This is a genomic window from Ideonella sp. P3_A4, assembly GCF_056403075.1.
Genome location: NZ_JBFUGE010000008.1, coordinates 1 through 23,555, shown reverse-complemented (window position 1 = coordinate 23,555; position 23,555 = coordinate 1). Strand labels below are relative to the sequence as shown.

Genomic DNA, 23,555 nt, shown 5'->3' with positions numbered 1-23,555 from the left:
CCGATGATGATCGCGACCACTGTTGCCGCTGCCGCCCTGTCCAGCCTCGCGCTGGTGACGCAAGACGCCACCGCGCTGCGCGCTTCGCCCAGCGACAGCGCACCCGCCCAAGCCCAGCTGTGGCAAGGCGACGCGCTCGAAGTGCGCGGCGAGCGCTTGGGCTACCTGCAGGTCTGGGACCACAAGCGTGAGCGTGGCGGCTATGTGAAGGCTGCCCAGGTGCGCGGTACCGATGCAAAAGAGGCCGACGCGCCCGAGCTGCTCGCAGTGCTGCGCTTCGTCAAGGACACGCCGGGGTCGGAGGCCCTCGGCATCGCCTACGCTGCGGCCTACCTGAAGGCTGCATCGGCGCGCGACATCGGGCCAGAACCCTTCGACGCGATCGGCACGATGGCCGAGCGGCTGGCGCGCCGGGCTTCTTCGCGCAACACCACACCGAGCACCACCCTCTCGGCCCACCTGGATGGCGTCGGCGCTTATGGCGTGCGCTGGGTGAACTTCGAGCGCGACGGTGCGGTGCAGCTCTGCTACGACGGCGAGGCCTACGGCCGTGTGTTGGCGATGCCGCAGGCCACGCCCGAGCAACAGGCCCGCGCCGTGCTGGGCCTGACGCGGCACGACTGCGTCGACCCAGGCCTGAAGCCGACCGACCGTGAAGCGCGCGACAAATGGCGTGCCGAAGTACTGGACAGGCTGAGCCCCAACGCGATGGCGACGCTGCCCGAGTGGACGAAGAACAAGCTGCGGCTGCGCCGCGCGGGCGTCTGGTCGTCGCTGGCGTTTGCGCAAGCCCGCCGCGGCGAGGCAGCGCAGGCTGCAGGCCAGCGCGCCACGGACGAACTGGCTGGTGTGCGCGCTACCGAGCTGGCAGAAGAAGACCAGGCCGAATACAACGACGCAGCAATCCGCGTCGGTGCGTCGCGCTGGGCTGCGGCGCCAGCGCCGATCGGCACACCGGACATCATGCGTCGGCCGACGCTGGTCACCCAGACCGGTGAACCGGGCGAAACCTGCCTGCTACTGGTGGACGCGCAACACGATGCGAAGCAGCCGCTGCTGCGCCGCTGCACCTGGGGCGTGGTGTGGCTGAACTCGGCCACCGTCGACCCGGGCGCCACGCTGCTGACAGTCGCCGTGCAACCGCTGGCCACCTGGCGCGAGCTTTGGGTGCTGCGCAAGGACGCGCAGCAAGGCTGGACGCTGGACGTGCTGCCGCCCGCCCCCGGCAACCCGCTCGGCGCCGATGCAGGCTATGTCGAATACGCCGGCTTTGCGCCCGGTGCCGAGCCGAAGCTGCTGCTGGCCCGCGAAGCCCGCACCGAAGGCCGCTGGAGCCGCCGCTTCGAAGTCGCCAAGCTGCCGACGCTGACGACCGACAAGTTCGCCAGCACGCCGCAGATCCTGGCCGCCTTCCAGCGCTTTCAGGATGCGGGCTGGAAGCGAGGCACCGTCAGCCTGCGCTGACAACACCGAACGATTGACGCTGTCGTGAGAGGGAGAGAGAAGGAGAGGAAGAAGACCCCAAGAGGTCAGGCCGGGCGGTGATAGCCGCCCGGCACACCGCGTGGTGACAGTACCCACTGCCAGAGCTGAATGTCGCGGGCGCGGAAGGCCCCGGCGCACGACAGCAGGTAGTAGGTCCACATGCGACGGAAGCGCTCACCCAGCGCCTCGGCAAAGCGCGGCCATGCAGCTTCGACATTGGCGTACCAGCTCATCAGCGTGCGGTCGTAGTCGGCGCCGAAGTTGTGCAGGTCTTCGACGACGAAGCGCCGTTCGCAGACGCGGCCGATGCGAGCGATGGTCGGCAACTCGCCGTTGGGGAAGATGTACTTGTCGATCCACGGGTCGGTGCCGTTGCCATGCTCGTTGCGGCCGATCGTGTGCAACAGGAACAGCCCGTCGGGCTTCAGCGTGGCCTCGGCCACCCGCATGAACGCGGTGTAGTTCTTGTGGCCCACGTGCTCGAACATGCCCAGGCTGACGACGCGATCGAAGCGGCCGCCCAACTCGTCGACCTTGTCGATCAGCCCGCGGTAATCCTGCAGCCTGAACTCGACCGGAAGACCCGTGCACAGCTCGCGCCCGAGCGCCACCTGCTCGGCCGATACCGTGACGCCAACGCACTGCACGCCAAAGCGTTCGGCGGCGTATTTCATCAGGCTGCCCCAGCCGCAACCGATGTCCAGCACACGCATGCCAGGCCGCAGCATCAGCTTGCGGCAGACCAACTCGAGCTTGGCTTCTTGCGCTTCGCTCAAGGTCTGCGCCCCACCGCCCCAGTAGGCGCAGGTGTAGGTCATGCGCGGGTCCAGCATCGCGGCGTAGAAATCGTTGCCCAGGTCGTAGTGCTGTTGGCCGACCTGCCAGGCGCGCGACTGGGTCTGCAGGTTCAGCAAGCGGGTCTTGAGCAAGTGCCACAGCGGCGGCTTGGCCGCCAAGGCGATCGGCCGGCCGCCGCGCGCCATCTGCGCGCTTACCAGCTTGTCGAAGAACTGGTCGAGCCGCTCGGCGGCCCAGTGACCGTCCATGTAGCTTTCGCCCAGGCCCAGCGTGCCTTGCGCCAGCACGCGCTCGGGCACGTCGGGGTCCAGCAGCTGGATGTCCCAGGGCCGCTCGCCACCGACGCGGATGTCGGCGCGCCCCAGCAGGCGCTCGAACCAACCGCGCGCGCCGTCATCGGGCAAGCTGCCGTGCGTGCCCCGTTTGCCGCCTGTTGCATTGACCAGTTCAACGTCCATGCACCGCTCCAACAGCCCGGTTGCCCACCCTGTGCATTTGTCTGGGCCTGGTGCGCCGGGCCTGCCCGTGTCGTTCAGCAGCGGCGCCGCCTTGTCCGGCACTTTGCGTGAACGGGCACGCGCGGGTCAAGCCCTGCCGGAGGGGCTTACCGCAGGCGGGCAATTCGCGCGCCCGGGCTGCTGGCCGCGTACAAGCGTGCTAAGCAGCCAGGTCGCTGAGGCGGTTGGCCGGCACGATTTGTTGCCGGCGTTGCAAACGTTCGCGGATGCAAGGCCGGATGGCCCGGCCCGTCGCGGCTGGCGCTATTGCTTCAGCACCGCCAGCCCCTTCAGGTACTCACCCTCGGGGAACATCAGCGTGGTCGGGTGGTCGGGCGCTCCTTCGAGCCGCGCGAGGATCGCGCCATCGACCTGCGCATCCATCGCCGCGCCGGCGACGATCTTGTGGAACAGCTCGGCGCCGATGCCGCCCGAGCAGCTGAAGGTCAGCAGCAGGCCGCCCGGCGCGAGCAGCTTCAGGCCGAGGCGGTTGATGTCCTTGTAGGCACGGGCGGCGCGCTCGGCGTGCGCCGCGGTGGGCGCGAACTTGGGCGGGTCCAGCACGATTGCGTCGAACTTCTCGCCACTCTTCAGCGCTTCGCGCAGGTAGCCGTTCACGTCGGCATCGAGCGCCTGGTGGCGCGCCGGGTCGTGGCCGTTCAGCGCGACGTGGGCGGTGGCGCGCGCCAGCGCCGGGGCCGAAGAATCAACGCTGACGACCTGCTCGGCGCCACCCGCCAAGGCTGCGACGCTGAAGCCGCCGGTGTAGCTGTAGCAGTTCAGCACCCGCTTGCAGCCGAAGCGGCGGACCCAGTCGGCCAGGCGAGCGCGGTTGTCGCGCTGATCGAGGTAGAAGCCGGTCTTGTGACCCTCGGCGACATCGACGGTCAGCTTCCAGCCGTGCTCGCGGATCGTCACCTCGGTGGCGCCCCCTTGCTCGTCAGCCCCGCGCAACCAACCGGTCACCGGCTCCAGCCCTTCGAGCGCACGCACACCCGAATCTGAGCGTTCGTACAGCCGCGTGCAGCCGGTGGCTTGCAGCAGCGCGTCCGCGATCGTGCTCTTGAAACGCTCGGTACCGGCGGACAGGAACTGCGCGCTGAGCAGGTCGCCGTAGCGGTCGACCACCAGGCCCGGCAGACCATCGGCCTCGCCGTGGATCAGGCGCACGCCGTCGCTTTCCACCGCCATACGCTGGCGCAGTGCCACGGCAGCGCCGATGCGGCGCTTGAAGAGCGCGGCGTCGACGCGCTCGTTCTCATCGAAGGTCCAGGCCCGCACGCGAATCTGCGAGCTGGGGCTGAAGGCGGCCCAGGCGAGGAACTTTCCGTCGTCGCTCTCGACGCGCACGGTCTCGCCGGCATCGGCCTGGCCCTTGGCGATGCTGCCGGCGAAGACCCAGGGGTGGTGGCGCAGCAGCGAGCGTTCTTTGCCTTCACGCAGGCGAATGACTTTCATGGGCCGGATTGTCGCCTGACGCCCGGCCCGCGGGCCGCGCGGTTAGGTCCGGTCGACGTCGATCACGGCCTGCGCGAAAGCCTGCGGTGCCTCCTGCGGCAGGTTGTGGCCGACGCCACCGGTGAGCTGGCGGTGTTCGTAGCGGCCGGTGAACTTGCTGGCATAGGCCGCCGGATCCGGGTGCGGCGCGCCGTTCGCGTCACCTTCGAGGGTGATCGTCGGCAAGGAGACGCTCGGCGCCTTGGCCAGCCTCGCCTCGATCTCGTCGTACTTCGCCTCGCCCGGCGCGAGGCCGAGGCGCCAGCGGTAGTTGTGCACGGCGATGGCGACCTGGTCGGGGTTATCCAACGCGCGGGCCGATCGTCCGAACGTTGCCTCGTCGAAGCGCCATTGCGGCGAGGCGAGCTGCCAGATGAGTTTGGCGAAGGCATGCGTGTTCTTCGCGTAGCCGAGGCGGCCACGCTCGGTGGCCAGGTAGTACTGGTACCACCACTGCAGCTCCGCCTGCGGCGGCAGAGGCTGCTGGCCGGCCTGCACGTTTGTCACCAGGTAGCCGCTGACCGAGACCAGCCCCTTGAAGCGCTGCGGCCACAGCGCCGCGAGGATGCAGGCCGTGCGCGCGCCCCAGTCACAACCGGCGACGATGGCGCGATCGATGTGCAGCGCGTCCATCAGCGCGATCACGTCGGCGGCCTGCGCAGCCTGCTGCCCGTTGCGCGGCGTGTCGTTCGAGAGGAACCGCGTGCTGCCGTAGCCGCGCACGTATGGCACGATCACGCGGTAGCCGGCTGACGCGAGCAAGGGTGCGACATCGACATAACAGTGGATGTCGTAGGGCCAACCGTGCAGGCACAGCACGGGCGGGCCGTCGGCCGGGCCGGCCTCGGCGTAGCCCACGTCGAGCACACCGGCAGACACCTGCTTCAGCGAGGCAAATGACGTATGGGTGCCGGGCTGCAGGGCCGGCAGCGTGGACGCCGACTTCACGCTCTGCGCTCGCGCTGACGATGTCAGCATGCCGAGTGGGAGCACGGCGGCACTGCCCAAAAGGCGACGGCGCAGCGAATCGATTTCTGGGTTCATGGCATTCATCCGAAAGTGAAGGCGTAGGCGCGGGCGCCGGTATCGAGGAACTCGATCTCGAAGGTCCTCTCTGCGGCGCCCGACGACTGCCGAACGAGTTGATAGAGGCGCTGCGCGCCGACAGTGCCGAGGCCATCAGCATCGGTGTCCGCGCCATGGTCGGCGCCTGGTGGCCGGCCGTCGATGCGGACGCGAAACCGCACCGGCTGCCCGCTCTCGCTGCCGAGCACCAGGTGCAGGTCGCGTGCGCGGAAGCGGTAGGCGATGCGCCCGCCCGCCTGCCGCAGCAGTGCGGACTCTTCGTCCACGCGCCAGGTGCCGGTGAGCGTCCACTGGTTGGTGCGCAGCGTCGGGATGCCGGCATAGGCGTGGTCGCGACCATGGCGCAATCCACCATCGCTGGAGACGAACCCGCTGACGCGCTCGAAGCCGAGATAGGTTTCTTCGGACATCGACGCCACCGGCCCGGTGGCGGCTTGCGTGCCTTGGCCCTGCGGCGTGACGACGCCGGTGGGCACGGCGCCGCGCCCCGCCTCCTTCAGCAGTTGCTGGATCAACCGCTCGGCTTCGTCATACCGGCCCTCGCCGTACTGCTGGTGACGGATGCGGCCCTGGGCGTCGACGAAGTACAGCGCCGGCCAGCCGCGGTTGCCGAAGGCGCGCCAGATCGCGTAGCCGCTGTCCAGCGCGACGGGGTAGTCGATCTGCAGGTCGCGCACCGCACGCTGCACGTTCGCTGCCTCGCCCTCGAACGCGAACTCGGGCGTGTGCACGCCGATGACAACCAGCCCCGCGGCGCGGTACTTCTGCGCCCAGGCCCGCACATACGGCAAGGTGCGCAGGCAGTTGATGCAGGAATAGGTCCAGAAGTCGACCAGCACCACCTTGCCACGCAGGCTCTCGCCCGTCAGCGCGGGCGAGTTGAGCCAGCCGGTGGCGCCGTCGAGCGGCAGGGTCGCCATCGTCGTGGCCTGGGTCGGTGCGGCCCACGGCGAGGCTTCGGAGCCCGGCGCGAACAGCGCGCAGTTCACGCCCAGGCCGATGGCCGCGAGGCCACCGACGAGGCCGGTGAGCAGTCTCTTCATCGCCTTACTTCGCCGCCGCCAGGATGGCCGCCGCCACATCCTTGGGCGCCACGAGCATCGGCACGTGGCTGGTCGGCAGCGCCGTCGTGTGCGCGCCGATTCGCTTGGCCATCGCCTGTTGCAGCTCGGGCTGGATCATCCGGTCCTTGGTGGCGGCGATGAACCAGGAGGGCTTGGTTTTCCACGCGGCGGCGGAGACCTTGTCCTCGAAGTTCTTGCCGCGAACCGCACCCTGCGAGGCGGCCATCAGCGCCGTCTTCGAAGCCGGCACGTCGGGCGCGAAGTTCTTCGCCAGCTCCGGCGCCGTCATGGTCAGGAAGCCTTCGGCATCCGACACCAGGTTCGCGATGCCGGGCGGCGTCGGGTAGTCCTTGGCAAGTTCGGCGACAGACTGGCCTTCGGACGGTGCGAAGGCGGCCACATAGACCAGCGACTTGACCTTTTCGTCCACGCCGGCCTCCGTGATGACCACGCCACCCCACGAATGGCCGACCAGCACCACGGGCCCTTCAATGTTCTTCAGTGCGCGCTTCGTGAATGCCACGTCGTCGGCCAGCGAGGTCAGCGGGTTTTGCACAGCGACGACCTTCAGACCCTTGGCTTGCAGCAGTGGCACGACGGCGTCCCAGCTCGATCCGTCGGCGAACGCGCCGTGGACGAGGACGACTGATTTCGCGGGCGGCGTGGCCGCTGTTTCTGCAGCAGCCGAGAACGACAGCGTGACAGCGAGTGCGACGAAGAGCATCTTGAAGGAGTTCATGGGTGGATATCTCGATGGAAGGCGTGGAGGGGTGTCAGGCGGCGACGGCGATCTGCACGTCGATGTTTCCGCGCGTCGATTTGGAATACGGGCAGATCTGGTGCGCCGCATCGGCCAGCGCCTGCGTCGTTTCACGGTCCAGGCCGGGCACGTTGACCCACAGACGCGCCTGCAGGAAGAACTCGTCGCCGCCGCTGCCGAGATCCACCTCGGCGTCGACCGATGCATCCGGCGGCAGGCGCAGGCTCATCTTCTGCGCCGCGCGCGCCATCGCGCCGAGGAAGCAGGCCGACCAGCCGGCCGCAAACAACTGCTCGGGGTTGGTGCCTGCGCCAGGGCCGCCGGGCCGCGATAACTTGATGTCCAGGCGGCCATCGTCGCTGCGTGCGCTGCCGTCACGGCCGGCAATGGTGTGGGTGCGGCCCGTGTAGAGGACCTGGTCGATCTGGCTCATGTGTTGTCCTTTCGATGGCTGAAGTGTATTTAAGTCGAATCCGATTTAATCGGATGCGATGCAGTTTAGCCACCATCACCACCTTGTCAAGCGGATTCGATTCAATCGCATGCGATGTAGACTGCCGCATGAGCGCCAAACCATCGACCAAAGCGCCGGAGCGCAAGCTCTCGGACTTCCTCTGCTTCGCCGTCTACTCGGCCAACCTCGCCTTCGGCAAGGCCTACCGGCCGATCCTCGACGAGCTGGGCCTGACCTACACCCAGTACATCACCCTGATCTGCCTGGCCGAACGCGACCAGCAGACGGTGCGCGAGCTCGGGCAAAACCTGTTTCTCGAATCGAACACGCTGACGCCGATCCTCAAGAAGCTCGAGGAAATGGGCTACGTGAACCGCGCCCGCGGCCTGGCGGACGAACGGCAGGTGGTGGTCAGCCTCACCGACGACGGGCGCAAGTTGCGCGAGAAGGCGGCGAGTGGCGGCAACCTGATGGGCGCCACCGGCCTGACGCCGGAGGAGTTCCGCACGCTGCAGAAGGCGGTGGTGCGCCTGCGTGACAACCTGGTCGGGTCGATGAAGGGGTAAGGTCGGGGTGCAACGAGCACGAGGAGTCCCCATGCGCACTGCCGCTATCGCTCTTCTCGCTGGCCAAGCGCTCCTGTGGCCCGGCTTCGCCGCTGCCGCACCGCCGGCTCTTTCGCCCGAGTACGATCAGGCGGTCCGCGCCTATCAGCAAGGAGACTACGATCGCGCTGCCAAGCTAATGGCGGCACTGGAGAAGGCCGGCGACTTGAACGCCAGGGCCGCCCTCAGCCTGATGTACTTCCAGGGACGAGGCGTCTCGAAGGACATCCAGGCGGCAGAACGCCTTAGCAGGTCCGCTGCACTCGAAAGCGTTCCCATGGCACAGCATGTGCAGGGACTCCTGAACAGCGAAGCCGAAGGCAGACCTCCCGACGACAAGGCTGCTTTCAAATGGTTCAAGCTCGCCGCGGAGCAGGGATACGCTGAGTCTCAGGTGAATCTGGGCGTCTTCTACTTTCAAGGCCGTGGGATCACGCAAGACCCGCAGCTCGGCTTCTTCTGGACACAGAAAGCGGCTACCCAAGGGCTCGCTTTTGCCCAGGACAACCTCGGGAAGGCGTATCTAGAAGGCGCTGGAACAGCTGTCGACCATGAGAAAGCGATTTACTGGTATGGCCAATCCGCGCAACAGGGCTACGCCAAAGCTCTGAACGCAATCGGCATCATGTACGTCAAAGGGACCGGGGTCAGCAAGAGCAAGCTTCTTGCCTATGCGTATTTCGACATGGCTGGCAAGCGGGGCGACGAGCGTGCGCGGATGAACCAGGCGCGGCTTCAGCCAGACCTAACACCTGAAGAGCTGAGCAAGGCTCTGAAGCTGTCTTCGAACTGGAAGCCCGGAAGCCCTCTGCCTCACGAATAGCGTCGCGCGCGGTGCTGTCAAAGGGCGTCGGCGCTTTCTCACCTCGGGGATTTGCGGCTCATCGCGGGCTACGGCTTCGCCGCTGATGCCAGACGGCTCAAGTTGCTCGTCGAAACAGGGGCGCCCAGTCGTTGAGCGCCCCATCTGTACGAATTTCCACCGAATTGGGGAAAACCACGACCAAACGATGCAATGAGGTACAGGTCAAGACTGCCCGCGTATCGGCGCGGGCCGCCCACGGGCCGGAAGATGCAACCCGTCAGTGGACGAGTTGGGAACCCACCCGCCGCCACCTTCACCGCCCCTTCAGCCCCTCAGGAGACAACTGATGAAGTTCACCGCCACCTGGGCCGCCAGCGCGGCCGCCGTCTTGGGCCTGGCCAGCTTTGGTGCCCAGGCCGCCACCGAACTGGTGATCGCCACCGTCAACAACGGCCACATGATCGAGATGCAAAAGCTCGGCAAGTTCTTCGAGCAGGCCAACCCCGACATCAAGCTGAAGTGGGTCACGCTCGAAGAAGGCACGCTGCGCCAGCGCGTGACGACCGATATCGCCACCAAGGGCGGCCAGTTCGACGTGATGACGATCGGCATGTACGAGACGCCGATCTGGGGCAAGAAGGGCTGGTTGACCGAGCTGAAGCCCGACGCCAACTACGACATCGACGACATCCTGCCGGCGATCCGCAACGGCCTGTCGTCAGAGGGCAAGCTCTACGCCGCGCCGTTCTACGGTGAGAGCTCGATGCTGATGTACCGCAGCGACCTGGCGCAAAAGGCCGGCATCAAGTTCGCCGAGCGGCCGACCTGGGACCAGGTGCGCGACGCCGCCGCGAAGATGAACGACCCGGCCAACGGCGTCTACGGCATCTGTCTGCGCGGCAAGCCCGGCTGGGGCGACAACATGGCCTTCATCACGACGATGGTCAACGCCCACGGTGGCCAGTGGTTCGACATGGGCTGGAAGCCGCAGCTCGAGACCAAGCCGTGGAAGGAAGCGATCACGCTGTATGTGGACCTGCTGAAGAAGTACGGCCCGCCCGGATCGTCGGCCAACAGCTTCAATGAGATCCTCGCGCTGTACAACGAAGGCAAGTGCGCGATGTGGATCGACGCGACGATCGCCGCCTCGTTCATCAGCGACCCGAAGCAGAGCAAGGTCGCCGACAAGGTCGACTTCGCGCAAGCGCCGTCGGCCGTGACCGACAAGGGTGCGAACTGGCTGTGGGCCTGGGCGCTGGCGATCCCCGCCGCGTCGAAGAACCCGGACGCGGCGCAGAAGTTCATCAACTGGGCCACGTCGAAGGACTACATCAAGCTGGTCGCCAAGGAGGAAGGCTGGGCCAGCGTGCCGACAGGCACCCGCAAGTCGACCTACCTGACGCGTGAGTTCCGCGCTGCCGCCAAGTTCGGCGCCTCCGAGCAGAAGGCCATGCTGTCGGCCAACCCGAACGACTCGACGCTGCCCAAGAGCCCGTATGTCGGCGTGCAGTTCGCTGCCATCCCCGAGTTCCAGGCCATCGGTATCGCAGTGGGCCAGCAGATGAGCGCCGCGCTGGCGGGCAAGTCGACAGTCGACGAGGCCTTGAAGGCTTCGCAGACGGCCGCCGACCGCGAGATGCGCAAAGCCGGCTACTACAAATAGGCATTCATTCGGCTACTGCGCACCCCGATCTGACGCCGGAGTTCCTCGCCCTACGGGAGTAGGGCTGCGGTACTGCGGCGCCACCTCGGGRCGCTCGCTACGCCGCCTGAACGCTATTTGGACCCACACTGATGAATAGATTCCTGCCCCGCGCCTTGATGGCGCCAGCGGTTGCCACGCTGTTCCTGTGGATGATCGTGCCGCTGGTGATGACGCTGTACTTCAGCGTCATCCGCTACAACCTGATGCAGCCGGAAGCAACCGGCTTCATCGGGTTGGAGAACTTCGAGTACTTCGTCACCGACCCGTCGTTCGGCGCCGCGGTGGGCAACACCTTGCTGCTGCTGGGCAGCGTGATCGTGATCACCGTCGGCCTGGGCACGGGCCTGGCGCTGCTGATCGATGCGCCCTTCCCTGGCCGCGGCATCGTGCGGCTGCTGCTGATCTCGCCCTTCTTCGTGATGCCCACGGTCAATGCGCTGCTGTGGAAGCACATGATGATGAATCCCATCTACGGCGTGCTGGCACAGGTGTGGAAGTTCTTCGGCGCGACGCCGGTGGACTGGTTGACCGACTTCCCGCTCGGCTCCGTGATCATCATGGTCGCGTGGCAATGGCTGCCGTTCGCGACGCTGATCCTGATGACCGCGCTGCAGTCGCTGAACCGCGAGCAGCTCGAAGCCGCGCGCATGGACGGTGCCACCTACCTGCAGCAGCTGCGCTACATGGTGTTGCCGCACCTCGCCCGCTCGATGGCGGTCGTCGTGATGATCGAGATGATCTTCCTGCTCTCGGTCTTCGCCGAGATCTACACCACCACTGGCGGCGGCCCCGGCGACGCGAGCACCAACGTTGCCTTCCTGATCTTCAAGCAGGCGCTGCTGAACTTCGATGCCGGAGTGGCCTCGGCCGGAGCGCTGTTCGCGGTGCTGCTGGCCAACATCGCCGCGGTGTTCCTGATTCGCCTGATCGGCAAGAACCTCGACTGAACGCCATGGCGCGCCCCACCCCTTTTCCCTACGCCTTGATCGTTCGCACCATCGCGGCCTGGGCTGTCACGCTGCTGCTGTTCTTCCCGCTCGGCTGGTTGATTCTGACGGCGTTCAAGACCGAGATGCAGGCGATCCACGTGCCGCCGCAGTTCATCTTCACGCCGACATTGGAGAACTTCCGCGAGGTGCAGGTGCGCAGCGACTACCTGCTGTACGCGAAGAACTCGGTCATCACCAGCGTGTTGTCGACGCTGCTGGGCTTGCTGCTCGCTGCCCCGGCGGCGTACTCGATGGCCTTCTTTCGCAGCAAGCGCACGCGCGACATCCTGATGTGGATGCTGTCGACCAAGATGATGCCGGCTGTCGGTGCGCTGGTGCCGATCTACGTGCTGGCGCAGAAGTCCTCGCTGCTGGACACGCAGCTCGCGCTGATCATCGTCTTCACGCTCAGCAACCTGCCGATCATGGTCTGGATGCTGTATTCGCACTTCAAGGACATCCCGCCCGAGATCCTCGAAGCCGCGCGCATGGACGGTGCCACGCTGTGGCAAGAGGCGCGGCTGGTGCTGCTGCCGCTCGGCATGGGCGGGCTCGCCTCCACCGGCCTGCTGTGCCTGGTGCTGTCGTGGAACGAGGYCTTCTGGTCGCTCAACCTCAGCTCGGCCAAGGCCGGCACGCTGGCCACGCTGATCGCTTCGTATTCCAGTCCCGAAGGCCTGTTCTGGGCCAAGTTGTCGGCGGCCTCGCTGATGGCCATCGCCCCCATCGTCGTCTTCGGCTGGTTCAGCCAGAAGCAGCTGGTGCAGGGCCTGACCTTCGGCGCGGTCAAGTAATTCAAAGGGAGACGGCCATGGCCTACCTCGAACTCCAAGGCATCCACAAGCACTTCGGTGCGGTGCACACCATCCGCGGCATCGACCTGGCGATCCAACAGGGCGAGTTCGTTGTCTTCGTCGGGCCCTCGGGCTGCGGCAAGTCGACGCTGCTGCGCCTGATCGCCGGGCTGGAGACGATCACCGACGGCAGCCTGACGCTGGACGGCCGCGACATCACCGACGCGCCCTCGTCCAAGCGCGACCTGGCGATGGTGTTCCAGAGCTACGCGCTGTACCCGCACATGAGCGTGTACGACAACATGAGCTTTGCACTGCGGCTGGCCAAGGCCGACCCGACGGTGATCCGCGAGAAGGTCGAGCGGGCGGCGAAGATCCTGAACCTGACGCCCTACCTGCAGCGCACGCCGAAAGAGTTGTCCGGCGGGCAGCGCCAGCGCGTCGCGATCGGCCGCGCGATCGTGCGCTCGCCCAAGGTCTTCTTGTTCGACGAGCCGTTGTCGAACCTTGACGCGGCATTGCGCGGCCAGACCCGCGTCGAGATCGCGCGCCTGCACCGCGAGCTGGGCGCGACCACCATCTACGTGACGCACGACCAGGTCGAGGCGATGACGCTGGCCGACCGTGTCGTCGTGTTGCGCGACGGCGTGATCGAGCAGGTCGGCACGCCGCTGGAGCTGTACGACCGGCCAGCGAACCAGTTCGTCGCGCAGTTCATCGGCACGCCGCAGATGAACGTGGTCGCGGCCGCCCAAGTGCCGCAGCTGGAAGACGTTTGCGGCCTGCCGGTGCCCGCCGGCGGCTATGTCGGCTTGCGGCCCGAGAGCCTGACCTTGACCGCCGTCGGCCATGGCCAGTTCAGCGGCAAGGTCGAGCTGATCGAAGCGCTGGGCGCCGAGACGCTGGTCTACGTKAGCACCGACGGCGGCGCGCAGCTGGTTGCACGGCAAAGCACTCGCACGAGCTTGCAGGCCGGGCACACCGTTGGTGTTGCGGTCGACGCCGATGCCGCGCACTTGTTCGACGCGCAAGGCCGCGTTACCCGCAGCGGCGCGTCGGCCGCATTGGCAGGCGCAGCATGAGGGGAGCCTCACCATCCGCATCGCCGCTGGTCATGCTGCACCTGGGCCTCGGTTCATTCCATCGCGCCCACCAGGCGGTCTATCTGCATGCGTTGCACCAGCGTGGCGACACCTCCTGGGTCCTCGCGGGTGGCAACCTGCGCAACGACATGCCCGAGCTGATCGCCACGCTGCAAGCGCAAGGCGGCGCCTTCACGCTGGAAACCGTGTCGCCTGCAGGCGACACGCGCTACGAGCGCATCACCTCGATTCGTCAGGCGTATTCCTACGAGCCGTCGCTCGCCGCACTGATCGACGCGGCAGCCGACCCGGCCACGCGCATCATCTCGTTCACCGTCACCGAGGCCGGCTACTACCTCGACGCGAAGAACCAGCTCGACTTCGGCTTTGCCGATCTGGCGGCCGACCTGGACGCCGCGAAAGCGCAGCGTCCCGGCGCCACGATCTACGGCGCGTTGACCGCGATGCTGCGCGCTCGCATGCAACGCGGCAGTGGCCAGGTCACGCTGCTGAACTGCGACAACCTGCGCCACAACGGGGACCGCTCGCGCAGCGGTCTGCTGCAGTTCATCGAGCGCGTCGGCGAGCCGGACCTGTTGGCATGGGTCGAAACGAACACGACCAGCCCGAACGCGATGGTCGACCGGATCACGCCGCGGCCTACACCTGCGGTGCGCGAGCGCGTACGCGCTGCAACCGGCGTCGACGACCCGGCCGCGCTGATGGGCGAAAGCTTCATCCAGTGGGTGATCGAAGACCGTTTCGCCGCCGGCCGCCCGGCGTGGGAACAGGTCGGCGTCGAGATGGTCGACTCGGTCGCGCCGTATGAAGAAGCCAAGATCCGGCTGCTGAACGCGACGCACAGCTGCATCGCCTGGGCCGGCACGCTGCGCGGCTACGACTTCATCGACGAAGGCACACGCGACCTGGTGATCCGCCAGATGGCTTTCGACTACGTCACCGACGACGTGATCCCGGTGCTCAATCCGCCTGATCGGCCCAGCCCGATCGATCTCGCGGCCTACCGCGACGTGGTGCTCGACCGTTTCTCGAACCCGGCGATCCAGGACACCAACCAACGCGTCGCGATGGACGGCTTCTCGAAGATCCCCGGCTTCATCGCGCCAACGATCCGCGAGCGGCTGGCGCGCCATGAATCGATAGCCAGCGTCGCGATGCTGCCGGCGCTGTTCCTCGCCTTCCTGCAGCGCTGGCGTCGGGGCGCGTTGGGCTACACCTACCAGGACCAGGCGATGGACCCGGCCGTGGCCACCGCGATCTGTGACGCCCCCGATCCGGTGGCTGCCCTCGCCTCGCAAGCGGTGCTGTGGGGCCCCGAGGCCGACGACCCACGGCTGGTGGCGGCGCTGCGCGAAGCCACCAAACGCGTTGCAGCCTTCGTCAACGAAATGTCGTGAGGCAGGCTGCCTTGACCACCAACCTACCCAGCGCGGAACGACCGACAACTTCATAACAACGCCGCGCCATGAGCAGAGGGATCCACCATGGCCAACCACTTCCTTCCCCGCCAACGCAAGCCGGAAATCGAACACGAGTTTGCGCGCAGCCCGTCGCTGGGCTACGAGGCCACGGACGATGTCGGCCTGATCCGTTGCCTGGCCCACGGCTTTCCGACCCCGCTGGCGCGGTGGCACCACCACGACGAATACGAACTGCACCTGATCGTCGCGACCTCGGGCAAAGCCTTCATTGGTGACTGGATCGGAACGTTCGAACCGGGCCACCTGGTGCTCGTCGGCCCGCACCTGCCCCACAACTGGGTCTCGACCGACATGCCCGAGACGGGCGTCGCCCTGCGCGACCTGGTGATCCAGTTCCCGCTGGGGCTGCTGGAGGCAGCCGCGCAGCAATTGCCGGCACTGGCTGAATTGACGCCGCTGCTGGAACGGTCACGCCACGGCATCGAGTTCTTTGGCCTGGGCGACCTGGCCGAGCGCCAGTGGCACACGATCAAGAACAGCCGTGGGCTGGCGCGGCTGACCGCCTTCATCGCGATGCTGGGCGAGATGGCCTGTTGCACCGACTACCGTCTGCTGTCCAGCGTCCAGATGCGCGGTGAAGGGGATGACCGGCAGTTCGACCAGATCAATGCCATCGTCCACCGCATCATGAGCGACTTCGCCCAGCCGCTGTCGGCCGCAGACTTCGCCACGGATCTGGGCATGAGCGAGAGCCGGTTCTCACGGTCCTTTCGCCGTGCCACCGGCAACACCTTCACCGACTTCGTCAATCGCATCCGCGTCCAGCAGGCGTGTCACCTGCTGATGGCCACCGACCGCCTGGTCACCCACATTTGTTATGAAGTGGGCTTCAACAACGTGGCGAACTTCAACCGGCGTTTCCTCGAAATCAAAGGCATGACACCGACGCAGTTTCGGCGGCAGGCCTTCGGCCGATTTGGCGGCGCGCCGACCCCCATAGCCGCGTGATCAGCGGCCCATGGCGTATTCACCGGCCCGTGGCCGTTGAACCTGTATTGCAGCGGCCCATACCCCATTTCAGCAGGTCGGGAAAGTCCGAACGCGCCGCATACCCACCACCATTGGCGCGCGCATCGCAGTACCAAATGCGAAGAAGGCCCCCTCCTATGCTCACCCTCGACGGCACATCCGCACGCCGTCGATCCAATAAGCAAGGAGACTTCATTCGACACACCGTGCCGGTGGTGCCGATGCCATCGGTGCCACCTGTTGGCTAGTTAGTCACTGACTGCGATCGTCGCCAGCCCGAAGGGCGACGATCTCCACCAACGTTCCATTTTCGTTTTCCGCCTCATGAATGCGAGGTGGGTCACGCCGCTGCATGGCCGTCTCGGGGCATTGCAGCCGACACAAGGAAACTCTCATGAATTCGCATCGCTTTCTATTCGCTTGCCTGGCCTGCGCCTCGAGCTTCACTTCCGTCCACGCACAGTCCAGCGTCGAACTCTACGGCCGCGTCGATCTGGGCTATCGCAACGACTCTGGTGGAGACCGCAACCAGATTGCCAACAACTCGATGAACGCGCTTGGTTTCCGCGGAACCGAGGATCTGGGCAACGACATGAAGGCCTTCTTCCAACTCGAGCACCGCTTCGATGCCGATACCGGCCAGTCGCGCGCACCGTTCTGGGACGAAATCTCGATCGTCGGATTGCGGGGCGCGTTTGGCGAAGTGCGCCTGGGCCGCCAAGGGGGTCCGTTCGGCGTCGCGCCGGACCCCGATGCATTCGGTGGTGACACCGTGGCCGGCGCCGGCGAGCGCAAGGGTGGCGCGGACGACAAATACAACAACAGCGTCGTTTACTGGACACCTGCGGTCGGTGGCTTCAGCGCCGCGGTGGGTGTCTCGGCCGGCGAGGGCATCCAACGCCGCGGCGCCAGCGTGCTGGCACGCTACGCGGTGGGCCCGCTGCTTGCAGCGGTGTCTTATGCCGATCGCAGCAATGGTGACCACGCCTGGGCTCTGGGTGGTGTCTACGACTTTGGGGCCGCGAAGGCGATTCTCGTCGCGGCCCACAACGACGGCGATGCCACCGGGCTCGAGCGCACCACCGTGGATCTCGGGGCCATCGTGCCTTTGGGCCATGGCTCACTGCGCGCCAAAGTCAACCATGACGACAACGCAGGCGTGCGCAAGCGCAACCTGGGTGTCGGTTATTGGTACGACCTGAGTGCACGCACCATGCTCTACGGCGACGTCGGTTTCGAGAAAACCGAAGGCATGGACAACGTGCACCGGTTCGACCTCGGTATCCGGCACAACTTTTGAGCCCATGCGGTAACCCGTTACGAGTGCGCTCACTGGCTTGCCTGCCTTGGGCGCCCGCTGTGCTGCCTCTTCTTCCTCAGCGTTGGAGCATCGGCCATGGTCTTCCGTCCGTTCATCGCGGCGGCGCTGTCGCTGGCAACGACATTCGCCGCCGCGGCCACTGAATTGGTCATCGCCACGGTCGACAACGACCAGATGATCGAAATGCAGCGCCTGTCCAGGCACTTCGAACTGGCGAATCCCGACATCAAGCTGCAATGGTTGACCTTGCCGGAGGGCGTCTTGCGCCAGCGTCTGACGACGGACATCACCACCAAGGGCGGCCAGTTCGACGTGATGACGATCGGGCTGTACGAAACGCCCATCTGGGGCCGTCGCGGCTGGTTGAAACCTCTCGATCCGCCCGCCGACTATGCGGTGGACGACCTGATGCCGTTCATCCGAGAGGGCCTGTCCATCGACGGTCGACTCCATGCCGCGCCGTTCTACGGCGAGAGTTCGATGCTGATGTACCGCCGTGACCTCGTCACGGCAGCGGGCCTGGACATGCCGAACCGGCCGACCTGGGCCCACGTGCGACAGCTGGCCCAGCGCCTGCACGACCCTGCCCGCGGCGTGTACGGCATCTGCCTGCGCGGCAAGCCGGGTTGGGGCGACAACATGGCGCTGGTCACCACGATGGTCAACAGCTACGAGGGGCAGTGGTTCGACATGGCCTGGCGCCCGCGGCTGGACAGTGAGCCTTGGCGGCAGGCCCTGGCGATGTATCTCGATTTGCTGCGCCACTTCGGGCCGACCGACCCGCACTCACTCAGCTTCAACGAGCTGCAGGCCCTGTTTGCCGCCGGTCACTGCGCCATGTGGGTCGATGCCACGATCGGTGCGGCCGCGATCACCGATCCCAAACGAAGCGTGGTCAGCCGCAAGGTGGGTTTCGCGCAAGCCCCGAGCGGAACCACCTCGACGGGAGCGAATTGGCTGTGGGCCTGGTCGCTCGCCGTTCCCGCCACGTCGCGCCAGCCCGAGGCAGCCCGCCGCTTCGTCTTATGGGCGACGTCCAAGGCGTACGTCCAACTCGTGGCCCGGGAGTCGGGTTGGGGGCGTGTTCCGACAGGCACGCGCCAGTCGACCTATGCCTCGCTCGACTTTCTCGCCGCATCGCCGGCCGCTGCGATCGAACTGCAGGCCTTGCACTCTGCCAACTTCAAAGCCCCCACCCGGCCACCGTCGCCGTACAGCGGCATTCAGTTCGTGGCCATTCCCGAGTTCCAGACCATTGGCAATGAAGTGGGCAGCTTGATCGCAGATGCACTGCAGGGTCAACGCACGCTGGACCAGGCGCTGGTGGCCGGACAAGCGGCGACGGTGCGCACCATGGCCACGAAACGGCCTGGTACGTAATTTCTCCAGACTGGTGAAAACGATCAACCAGCGATGCAATGAAGTATGTCTTTCGGCCGCTGGCGTACCGATCAGCACGACAGCTTGTTGGAAGATCGGCTGCAGGCCCTTCCAACAACCGGGACGACACGATGCCATCCAGTGAGAGGGCCACGCCATGAGCGGGCGCCTGAACGACAAGCACGCATTGCTGACCGGCGCCGGTGGTGGCATCGGGTTGGCAGTGGCCGCGGCCTTTGCGCGCGAAGGCGCCCGTTGCACGGTGGCCGATCTGCCGGCCGAGCCGTCGGCGGCGTTTCGTGAGGCCAGTGCCGCACACGGTGGCCGGCTGCATTACTGCAGCGCAGACGTGACGCAGCCGACGCAGGTCGACGCGCTGATCGCGCTGGCCGAAGCCCAGCATGGGCCGATCGACGCGCTGTTCAACAACGCCGCGATCTTCGACATGGCCCCGCTGCTGGCGAGCGACGAGGCGATGTTCGACCGCCTGTTCGAGGTCAACGTCAAGGCGATGTTCTTCGTGATGCAGAAGGTGCTCGCGCGCATGGTGCAAGCCGAGCGCCCGGGCAGCGTGATCAACCTCAGCTCGCAGGCCGGGCGGCGCGGCGAGGCGCTGGTGTCGCACTACTGCGCGACCAAGGCGGCGGTGATCAGCTACACCCAGAGCGCCGCGCTGGCGATGGCGCCGCACGGCATCCGCGTCAATGCGATCGCGCCGGGTGTGGTCGACACGCCGATGTGGCAGCACGTGGATGCTCTCTTCGCCCGCTACGAGAACCTGCCCCTGGGCGAAAAGAAACGCCGCGTCGGCGAGGCGGTGCCGCTGGGCCGCATGGGCCGGCCGGACGACGTCGCCGGCGCCGCGGTCTTCCTGGCCAGCGACGAAGCGGCATACATCACCGCCCAGACGCTGAACATCGACGGCGGCGCGGTCATGAGTTGAGTGGTTTTGCGCTTCAATCGGATGCTTCGGCGTGCCACCATCGTGACCATGCCCTCACGCCAACTGCCCCGCCAGCGCCAGCCCGAGCTGGAGCGCGACTTCACGCGCAGCCCGGCGCTGGGCTACGAGGCGCCGGAAGACGTGGGCCTGATCCGCTGCCTGGCGCACGGCTTCCCGACGCCGTTGGCGCGCTGGCACCACCACGACGAGTACGAACTGCACCTGATCGTCGCGACCTCGGGCAAGGCCTTCGTCGGCGACTGGATCGGGCCTTTCGAGCCCGGCCACCTGGTGCTAGCCGGCCCCCGCTTGCCGCACAACTGGGTCTCGACCGATGTGCCCGAGGGCGGCGTCGCGTTGCGCGACCTGGTGATCCAGTTCCCGCACGGGCCGATCGCGCATGCGGCCGAGCATTTGCCCGAGCTGGCCGAGGTGCTGCCGATGCTGGAGCGGGCGCGCCACGGCATCGAGTTCTTCGGCCTGGGGGGCTTGGCCGAGCGCCAGTGGCATGCGATCAAGGACAGCCGCGGCCTGAAGCGATTGGCCGCTTTCGCGGCCTTGCTGGCGGAGATGGCGCAGTGCACCGACTACCGGATGCTGTCGAGCGTGCAGATGCAAAGCGCCGACGACGACCAGCAGCTCGACCAGATCAACGCAGTGGTCCAGCGCATCATGGCCGACGTGGCGCAGCCCTTGGCCGCCTCGGAAATTGCCGCCAGCCTGGGCATGAGCGAAAGCCGCTTCTCGCGCTTCTTCCGCCGCGCCACTGGCAACACCTTCACCGATTTCGTCAACCGCGTGCGGGTGCAGCGCGCCTGCCAGCTGCTGATGGATTCGGACCGACTGGTCACCCACATCTGCTACGAAGTCGGCTTCAACAACGTCGCCAACTTCAACCGGCGGTTCCTCGAGATCAAAGGAATGACGCCGACGGAGTTTCGGCGTCAGTCTGACAAACGATTCGGCGGGGCGCCGGAACGGCGCCCCGCCTGAACCCTGCGGTTCAGGTGCGGGCTCGGCGCAGCACCATCAGGCCGAAGCAGCCGGCGGCAACAGCCAGCGAGATGATGAAGCGCGGGGTGGCCAGGTCACCGAGTGCGAGCGCGGTGTCGTGTGCTATCCAGTTGCCGAAGTTGGCCACCACGCCACTGAGCGAGCCGAGGCTTTCATTGGAGTCCACCGTGCCCTGCAGGGTCGGCAGGAAGGCCCAGCCGGCATGCTTTAGCTGCTGCTCCAGCTGCGTCAGCAACCAGGGCAGGTGGTAGACCTTGTCCAGGATCTGGCTGCCGATCAACAGCACGCCGGCCACCACCACCACGCCCCAGCGCTTGAGCCAGGCCGAGGCCGCCATCGCACCGAGTGCAAATGGCGCGAGCCACAGCGTGCCAAGCACCATTCCCAGCGCCGACCGGCCGGCGCCCATCAACAGCATCGCTGCCAGCGTGCCCCAGGGCATCTGCGTCAATCCGTCGATGCCGTGGGTACGCAGCACTGCGATCAGCGCGCTGACCACGCCGCCAGCCGCAACCATGCCAAAGGCCATCAGCGGCAGCAGCCACAGGTTCATCAGCACGGTCGCACCGACGCTGGCGGTGTGGCTGTTCGGCAGCGACAGCCAGAACTCGATCGAGCGGTCCTGCCGATCACGCCGCGCCAAGCCGGGCGCCTGGAAAGCCACCGAGGCCCCGATCAACACCATCAGAAAGAAGGTGTAGCCGGCGAAGAACATCACCGCCACTTGCTCCGGCGGCGGCATCCCATGGTCGCCCATGTCGACCGTCCCAAAGCTCAGCAAGGGCACCATGATCGCCAGCGGAATGCCGCCCATCAGCAGCCAGCCGAAACGGTGCTGCATCCACTCGCGCAACAACAGGGTCTTGAAGGTTTGCATCTTGCGTCTCCTCTGCGCGTTCAGCGTTGCGGGTTGATCTCGGGCGCGCGGGTCAGCGCCACGAACAGGTCGACCAGGCTGGGCCGCATGCGCCGGCCGAGCGAGGCCACGTGGGCCGGCGGCGCGCCGTCGAACAACGCAGCCGATTCGCCCTGCTGGCGATAGCGCAGGATCGGGTGCGCCGCGGCGATCGCCTCGGCCGCCTGCGGGTCGTGCTTCAGCGCGACGAAGCGGTCATCGATCTGGTCGAGCGGGATGTTGAGCACCAGCTTGCCTTCGTTGAGCATCATCACGTCGGACAGCAGGCCCTCGATCTCCTCGACCTGGTGGGTCGAGATCAGCACGCTGCGCTCGCCATCGCACCACTCGTCGATCAGCATCTCGTAGAAGGCCTTGCGGCTGAGCACATCCAACCCCAGCGTCGGCTCGTCGAGGATCATCAGCTTGGCGTCGACCGCGGCGATCAGCGCCAGGTGCGTCTGCACCACCATGCCCTTGGACAGCGACTTGACCTTGTCGGTCGGCTTGACGCTGGTGCGCTTGAGCAGCGTGCGAGCGCGCTCGGCCGAGAACTTCGGGTGCAGCCCGCTCATCAGCTCGATCAGCTGCTCGACCCGGGCCCAGCGCGGCAGGATCGCCACGTCGGGGATGTAGGTCACCTCTTGCAGCAGCTTGACGCGCTCGCGCCGCGGCTCGAAGCCCAGCACGTCGAGCCGACCTTCGTGGTCGTGCAGGCCGACCATCGCCTTCATCAGCGAGGTCTTGCCAGCGCCGTTGTGGCCCAGCAGGCCGACCACGCGACCCTTGGCGATGCTGAAGTCCAGCCGGTCCAGCGCCAGCTTCTTGCCGTAGTGCAAGGACAGGCCTTCGGCCCGGATCAAGGTGTTGTTGGTGTCGTTCATCGTCGGCTCCCTCAGGCTTGTTCCCACTGCAATTCGTCCATCTGCAGACCCAGCCGGCGCAACTTCTGGCGCAACTGCGGCCACTCCTGTTCGAGGAAGCGCTGGCGCTCCAGGGCGCGCAGCTTGTCGCGGGCGCCGGCCCGTACGAAAAGGCCCAAGCCGCGCCGGCTGTCGAGCAGGCCGTCGTCCGTCAGCGCCTGCAGCGCACGGCCGACGGTCAGCGGATTCAGCATGTACTGCGCTGCGAGCGAGCGCACCGACGGCATCGGGTCGCCCTCGGGTGGGTCGCCGTCGAGCAGCGCGCCGGCCAGACGGTCGGCCAGTTGCCGGTAGATCGGCTGGCGGTCATCCCAGGTTGGCATTGCCTTCCCCTTCTTGGCTGGACCCGGGCGCCAGAGGCACACGGGTGTGTTACTGATGTAGAACACTGTAGGCCAGGGCCCGCGCGGCGTCGCCGGCGATGCGACAGGCTGCACGACCGGGGGATGAAATGCACAGCGGCCGGAAGGGCCCGGGGCGATCCCGGACCCACCGGCCGCTTGGGGCTGGGGTGGTAGCGTCTCGCTCGCGAGACTCAGAGGCCCAACGCCGTCAACTGGCCTTCGCTGCTGAGGTAGACCTGGCCGTCGATGACGGTCAGCTTGGTGAAACTGCCGCGGATCGACAACGGCACCTGCGCCACCGGTTTGCCGCTGCGGGCGTTCAGCACCAGCAGCTGCTTGGCGGTGTTGAAGTCCTGCGTCGTCATGTACAGCGCACCGTTGGCCCAGGCCATGTTGGAGGCGACCTGATGGGTGCCCGCCAACGCACGCGTCCACAGCAGTTCGCCCGTGCGTACGTCCATCGCCTGCACCTGGCGGTTGCCGCTGACGGCGTAGACGACCTTGCCTTTGCCGACCAGCGGTGCCGAGACATAGCCCGTGAGCGGCTGGCTCCACAGCAGCTTGCCGCTGCCGGCCGCATAGGCATGCACGGCGCCACTGTCGCTGCCGACGATCACCCGGGTGCCCAGCGCCAGCGCTGGGT

At 66.6% G+C, this 23,555-nt stretch carries 22 protein-coding genes and 1 pseudogene; 13 read left to right on the top strand and 10 right to left on the bottom strand.

Going from position 1 to position 23,555, the window contains the following annotated elements; genetic code table 11:
- The first annotated feature begins 3 nt into the window (after nt 1–3).
- Nucleotides 4–1,464, top strand: coding sequence for an SH3 domain-containing protein (locus AC1DYI_RS02370; protein WP_477202480.1), 1,461 nt, complete (start codon nt 4–6; stop codon nt 1,462–1,464).
- Nucleotides 1,465–1,529: 65 nt separating this feature from the next.
- Here the strand turns inward: AC1DYI_RS02370 and cfa are convergent, their stop codons facing one another.
- The 6 genes and pseudogenes from cfa to AC1DYI_RS02340 all read right to left on the bottom strand — a co-directional run bounded on the left by cfa (nt 1,530) and on the right by AC1DYI_RS02340 (nt 7,620).
- A complete protein-coding gene (gene cfa, locus AC1DYI_RS02365) occupies nt 1,530–2,741 on the bottom strand; it encodes a cyclopropane fatty acyl phospholipid synthase (RefSeq protein ID WP_477202479.1) in 1,212 nt (403 codons plus the stop codon).
- Nucleotides 2,742–3,044: 303 nt separating this feature from the next.
- The gene (locus AC1DYI_RS02360; RefSeq protein WP_477202478.1) at nt 3,045–4,238 is read right to left on the bottom strand and encodes a class I SAM-dependent rRNA methyltransferase; all 1,194 of its coding nucleotides are present in this window, start codon (nt 4,236–4,238) and stop codon (nt 3,045–3,047) included.
- A gap of 42 nt (nt 4,239–4,280) precedes the next feature.
- Nucleotides 4,281–5,321 carry an alpha/beta fold hydrolase gene (locus tag AC1DYI_RS02355; protein WP_477202477.1) on the bottom strand — a complete coding sequence of 347 codons (1,041 nt, stop codon included), beginning with the start codon at nt 5,319–5,321 and terminating at the stop codon, nt 4,281–4,283.
- A gap of 5 nt (nt 5,322–5,326) precedes the next feature.
- Nucleotides 5,327–6,268 (bottom strand): annotated as a pseudogene (locus AC1DYI_RS02350) (thioredoxin family protein); the annotation flags it as partial.
- Nucleotides 6,269–6,410: 142 nt separating this feature from the next.
- Complete coding sequence (locus AC1DYI_RS02345; RefSeq protein WP_477202476.1) at nt 6,411–7,166, bottom strand: alpha/beta fold hydrolase; 756 nt, start codon at nt 7,164–7,166, stop codon at nt 6,411–6,413.
- Between the two features lie 34 nt (nt 7,167–7,200).
- The gene (locus AC1DYI_RS02340) at nt 7,201–7,620 is read right to left on the bottom strand and encodes an organic hydroperoxide resistance protein (protein ID WP_477202475.1); all 420 of its coding nucleotides are present in this window, start codon (nt 7,618–7,620) and stop codon (nt 7,201–7,203) included.
- A gap of 128 nt (nt 7,621–7,748) precedes the next feature.
- Between AC1DYI_RS02340 and AC1DYI_RS02335 the strand changes: the two genes are divergently transcribed.
- From AC1DYI_RS02335 to AC1DYI_RS02280, 12 genes are all read left to right on the top strand, one after another.
- Entirely contained in the window at nt 7,749–8,207 is a 459-nt protein-coding gene (locus AC1DYI_RS02335; RefSeq protein WP_477202474.1) for a MarR family winged helix-turn-helix transcriptional regulator, read from the top strand.
- A gap of 31 nt (nt 8,208–8,238) precedes the next feature.
- Nucleotides 8,239–9,069 carry a tetratricopeptide repeat protein gene (locus AC1DYI_RS02330; RefSeq protein WP_477202473.1) on the top strand — a complete coding sequence of 277 codons (831 nt, stop codon included), beginning with the start codon at nt 8,239–8,241 and terminating at the stop codon, nt 9,067–9,069.
- A gap of 328 nt (nt 9,070–9,397) precedes the next feature.
- Nucleotides 9,398–10,714 carry an ABC transporter substrate-binding protein gene (locus tag AC1DYI_RS02325; RefSeq protein ID WP_477202472.1) on the top strand — a complete coding sequence of 439 codons (1,317 nt, stop codon included), beginning with the start codon at nt 9,398–9,400 and terminating at the stop codon, nt 10,712–10,714.
- 131 nt (nt 10,715–10,845) lie between these two features.
- On the top strand, nt 10,846–11,703 hold the full coding sequence (locus AC1DYI_RS02320) for a carbohydrate ABC transporter permease (RefSeq protein WP_477202471.1): 858 nt from the start codon (nt 10,846–10,848) through the stop codon (nt 11,701–11,703).
- Nucleotides 11,704–11,708: 5 nt separating this feature from the next.
- On the top strand, nt 11,709–12,539 hold the full coding sequence (locus AC1DYI_RS02315) for a carbohydrate ABC transporter permease (RefSeq protein WP_477202470.1): 831 nt from the start codon (nt 11,709–11,711) through the stop codon (nt 12,537–12,539).
- A gap of 17 nt (nt 12,540–12,556) precedes the next feature.
- Nucleotides 12,557–13,621, top strand: a complete 1,065-nt coding sequence (locus tag AC1DYI_RS02310; protein ID WP_477202469.1) for an ABC transporter ATP-binding protein — start codon at nt 12,557–12,559, stop codon at nt 13,619–13,621.
- Between the two features lie 32 nt (nt 13,622–13,653).
- Nucleotides 13,654–15,039 (top strand): D-arabinitol 4-dehydrogenase, encoded by a 1,386-nt coding sequence (dalD, locus tag AC1DYI_RS02305; RefSeq protein ID WP_477202468.1) that lies wholly within the window; start codon nt 13,654–13,656, stop codon nt 15,037–15,039.
- A gap of 87 nt (nt 15,040–15,126) precedes the next feature.
- Nucleotides 15,127–16,071: a helix-turn-helix domain-containing protein gene (locus AC1DYI_RS02300; protein WP_477202467.1), complete on the top strand. Its 945-nt coding sequence runs from the start codon at nt 15,127–15,129 to the stop codon at nt 16,069–16,071.
- Between the two features lie 415 nt (nt 16,072–16,486).
- The gene (locus tag AC1DYI_RS02295) at nt 16,487–17,392 is read left to right on the top strand and encodes a porin (protein WP_477202466.1); all 906 of its coding nucleotides are present in this window, start codon (nt 16,487–16,489) and stop codon (nt 17,390–17,392) included.
- A 96-nt stretch (nt 17,393–17,488) separates the two neighbouring features.
- Nucleotides 17,489–18,793: an ABC transporter substrate-binding protein gene (locus AC1DYI_RS02290; RefSeq protein ID WP_477202465.1), complete on the top strand. Its 1,305-nt coding sequence runs from the start codon at nt 17,489–17,491 to the stop codon at nt 18,791–18,793.
- A gap of 157 nt (nt 18,794–18,950) precedes the next feature.
- Nucleotides 18,951–19,736 (top strand): L-iditol 2-dehydrogenase, encoded by a 786-nt coding sequence (locus AC1DYI_RS02285; protein WP_477202464.1) that lies wholly within the window; start codon nt 18,951–18,953, stop codon nt 19,734–19,736.
- 42 nt (nt 19,737–19,778) lie between these two features.
- Nucleotides 19,779–20,729 carry an AraC family transcriptional regulator gene (locus AC1DYI_RS02280; protein ID WP_477202463.1) on the top strand — a complete coding sequence of 317 codons (951 nt, stop codon included), beginning with the start codon at nt 19,779–19,781 and terminating at the stop codon, nt 20,727–20,729.
- A gap of 10 nt (nt 20,730–20,739) precedes the next feature.
- Here AC1DYI_RS02280 and AC1DYI_RS02275 read toward each other — a convergent pair whose 3' ends face one another.
- The 4 genes from AC1DYI_RS02275 to AC1DYI_RS02260 all read right to left on the bottom strand — a co-directional run.
- A complete protein-coding gene (locus AC1DYI_RS02275) occupies nt 20,740–21,627 on the bottom strand; it encodes a hypothetical protein (protein WP_477202462.1) in 888 nt (295 codons plus the stop codon).
- A gap of 20 nt (nt 21,628–21,647) precedes the next feature.
- Nucleotides 21,648–22,529 carry an ABC transporter ATP-binding protein gene (locus AC1DYI_RS02270; protein WP_477202461.1) on the bottom strand — a complete coding sequence of 294 codons (882 nt, stop codon included), beginning with the start codon at nt 22,527–22,529 and terminating at the stop codon, nt 21,648–21,650.
- 11 nt (nt 22,530–22,540) lie between these two features.
- The gene (locus AC1DYI_RS02265; RefSeq protein WP_374567529.1) at nt 22,541–22,891 is read right to left on the bottom strand and encodes a GntR family transcriptional regulator; all 351 of its coding nucleotides are present in this window, start codon (nt 22,889–22,891) and stop codon (nt 22,541–22,543) included.
- A gap of 212 nt (nt 22,892–23,103) precedes the next feature.
- The coding region (locus AC1DYI_RS02260) for an outer membrane protein assembly factor BamB family protein (protein ID WP_477202460.1) at nt 23,104–23,555 on the bottom strand (452 nt) is incomplete at its 5' end.

Bases quoted from the DNA above. Each gene is read 5' to 3' on its own strand.
- AC1DYI_RS02370 (WP_477202480.1), top strand. From the start codon at position 4: ATGATGATCGCGACCACTGTTGCCGCTGCCGCCCTGTCCAGCCTCGCG.
- cfa (WP_477202479.1), bottom strand. From the start codon at position 2,741: ATGGACGTTGAACTGGTCAATGCAACAGGCGGCAAACGGGGCACGCAC.
- AC1DYI_RS02360 (WP_477202478.1), bottom strand. From the start codon at position 4,238: ATGAAAGTCATTCGCCTGCGTGAAGGCAAAGAACGCTCGCTGCTGCGC.
- AC1DYI_RS02355 (WP_477202477.1), bottom strand. From the start codon at position 5,321: ATGAACCCAGAAATCGATTCGCTGCGCCGTCGCCTTTTGGGCAGTGCC.
- AC1DYI_RS02345 (WP_477202476.1), bottom strand. From the start codon at position 7,166: ATGAACTCCTTCAAGATGCTCTTCGTCGCACTCGCTGTCACGCTGTCG.
- AC1DYI_RS02340 (WP_477202475.1), bottom strand. From the start codon at position 7,620: ATGAGCCAGATCGACCAGGTCCTCTACACGGGCCGCACCCACACCATT.
- AC1DYI_RS02335 (WP_477202474.1), top strand. From the start codon at position 7,749: ATGAGCGCCAAACCATCGACCAAAGCGCCGGAGCGCAAGCTCTCGGAC.
- AC1DYI_RS02330 (WP_477202473.1), top strand. From the start codon at position 8,239: ATGCGCACTGCCGCTATCGCTCTTCTCGCTGGCCAAGCGCTCCTGTGG.
- AC1DYI_RS02325 (WP_477202472.1), top strand. From the start codon at position 9,398: ATGAAGTTCACCGCCACCTGGGCCGCCAGCGCGGCCGCCGTCTTGGGC.
- AC1DYI_RS02320 (WP_477202471.1), top strand. From the start codon at position 10,846: ATGAATAGATTCCTGCCCCGCGCCTTGATGGCGCCAGCGGTTGCCACG.
- dalD (WP_477202468.1), top strand. From the start codon at position 13,654: ATGCTGCACCTGGGCCTCGGTTCATTCCATCGCGCCCACCAGGCGGTC.
- AC1DYI_RS02300 (WP_477202467.1), top strand. From the start codon at position 15,127: ATGGCCAACCACTTCCTTCCCCGCCAACGCAAGCCGGAAATCGAACAC.
- AC1DYI_RS02295 (WP_477202466.1), top strand. From the start codon at position 16,487: ATGAATTCGCATCGCTTTCTATTCGCTTGCCTGGCCTGCGCCTCGAGC.
- AC1DYI_RS02290 (WP_477202465.1), top strand. From the start codon at position 17,489: ATGGTCTTCCGTCCGTTCATCGCGGCGGCGCTGTCGCTGGCAACGACA.
- AC1DYI_RS02285 (WP_477202464.1), top strand. From the start codon at position 18,951: ATGAGCGGGCGCCTGAACGACAAGCACGCATTGCTGACCGGCGCCGGT.
- AC1DYI_RS02275 (WP_477202462.1), bottom strand. From the start codon at position 21,627: ATGCAAACCTTCAAGACCCTGTTGTTGCGCGAGTGGATGCAGCACCGT.
- AC1DYI_RS02270 (WP_477202461.1), bottom strand. From the start codon at position 22,529: ATGAACGACACCAACAACACCTTGATCCGGGCCGAAGGCCTGTCCTTG.
- AC1DYI_RS02265 (WP_374567529.1), bottom strand. From the start codon at position 22,891: ATGCCAACCTGGGATGACCGCCAGCCGATCTACCGGCAACTGGCCGAC.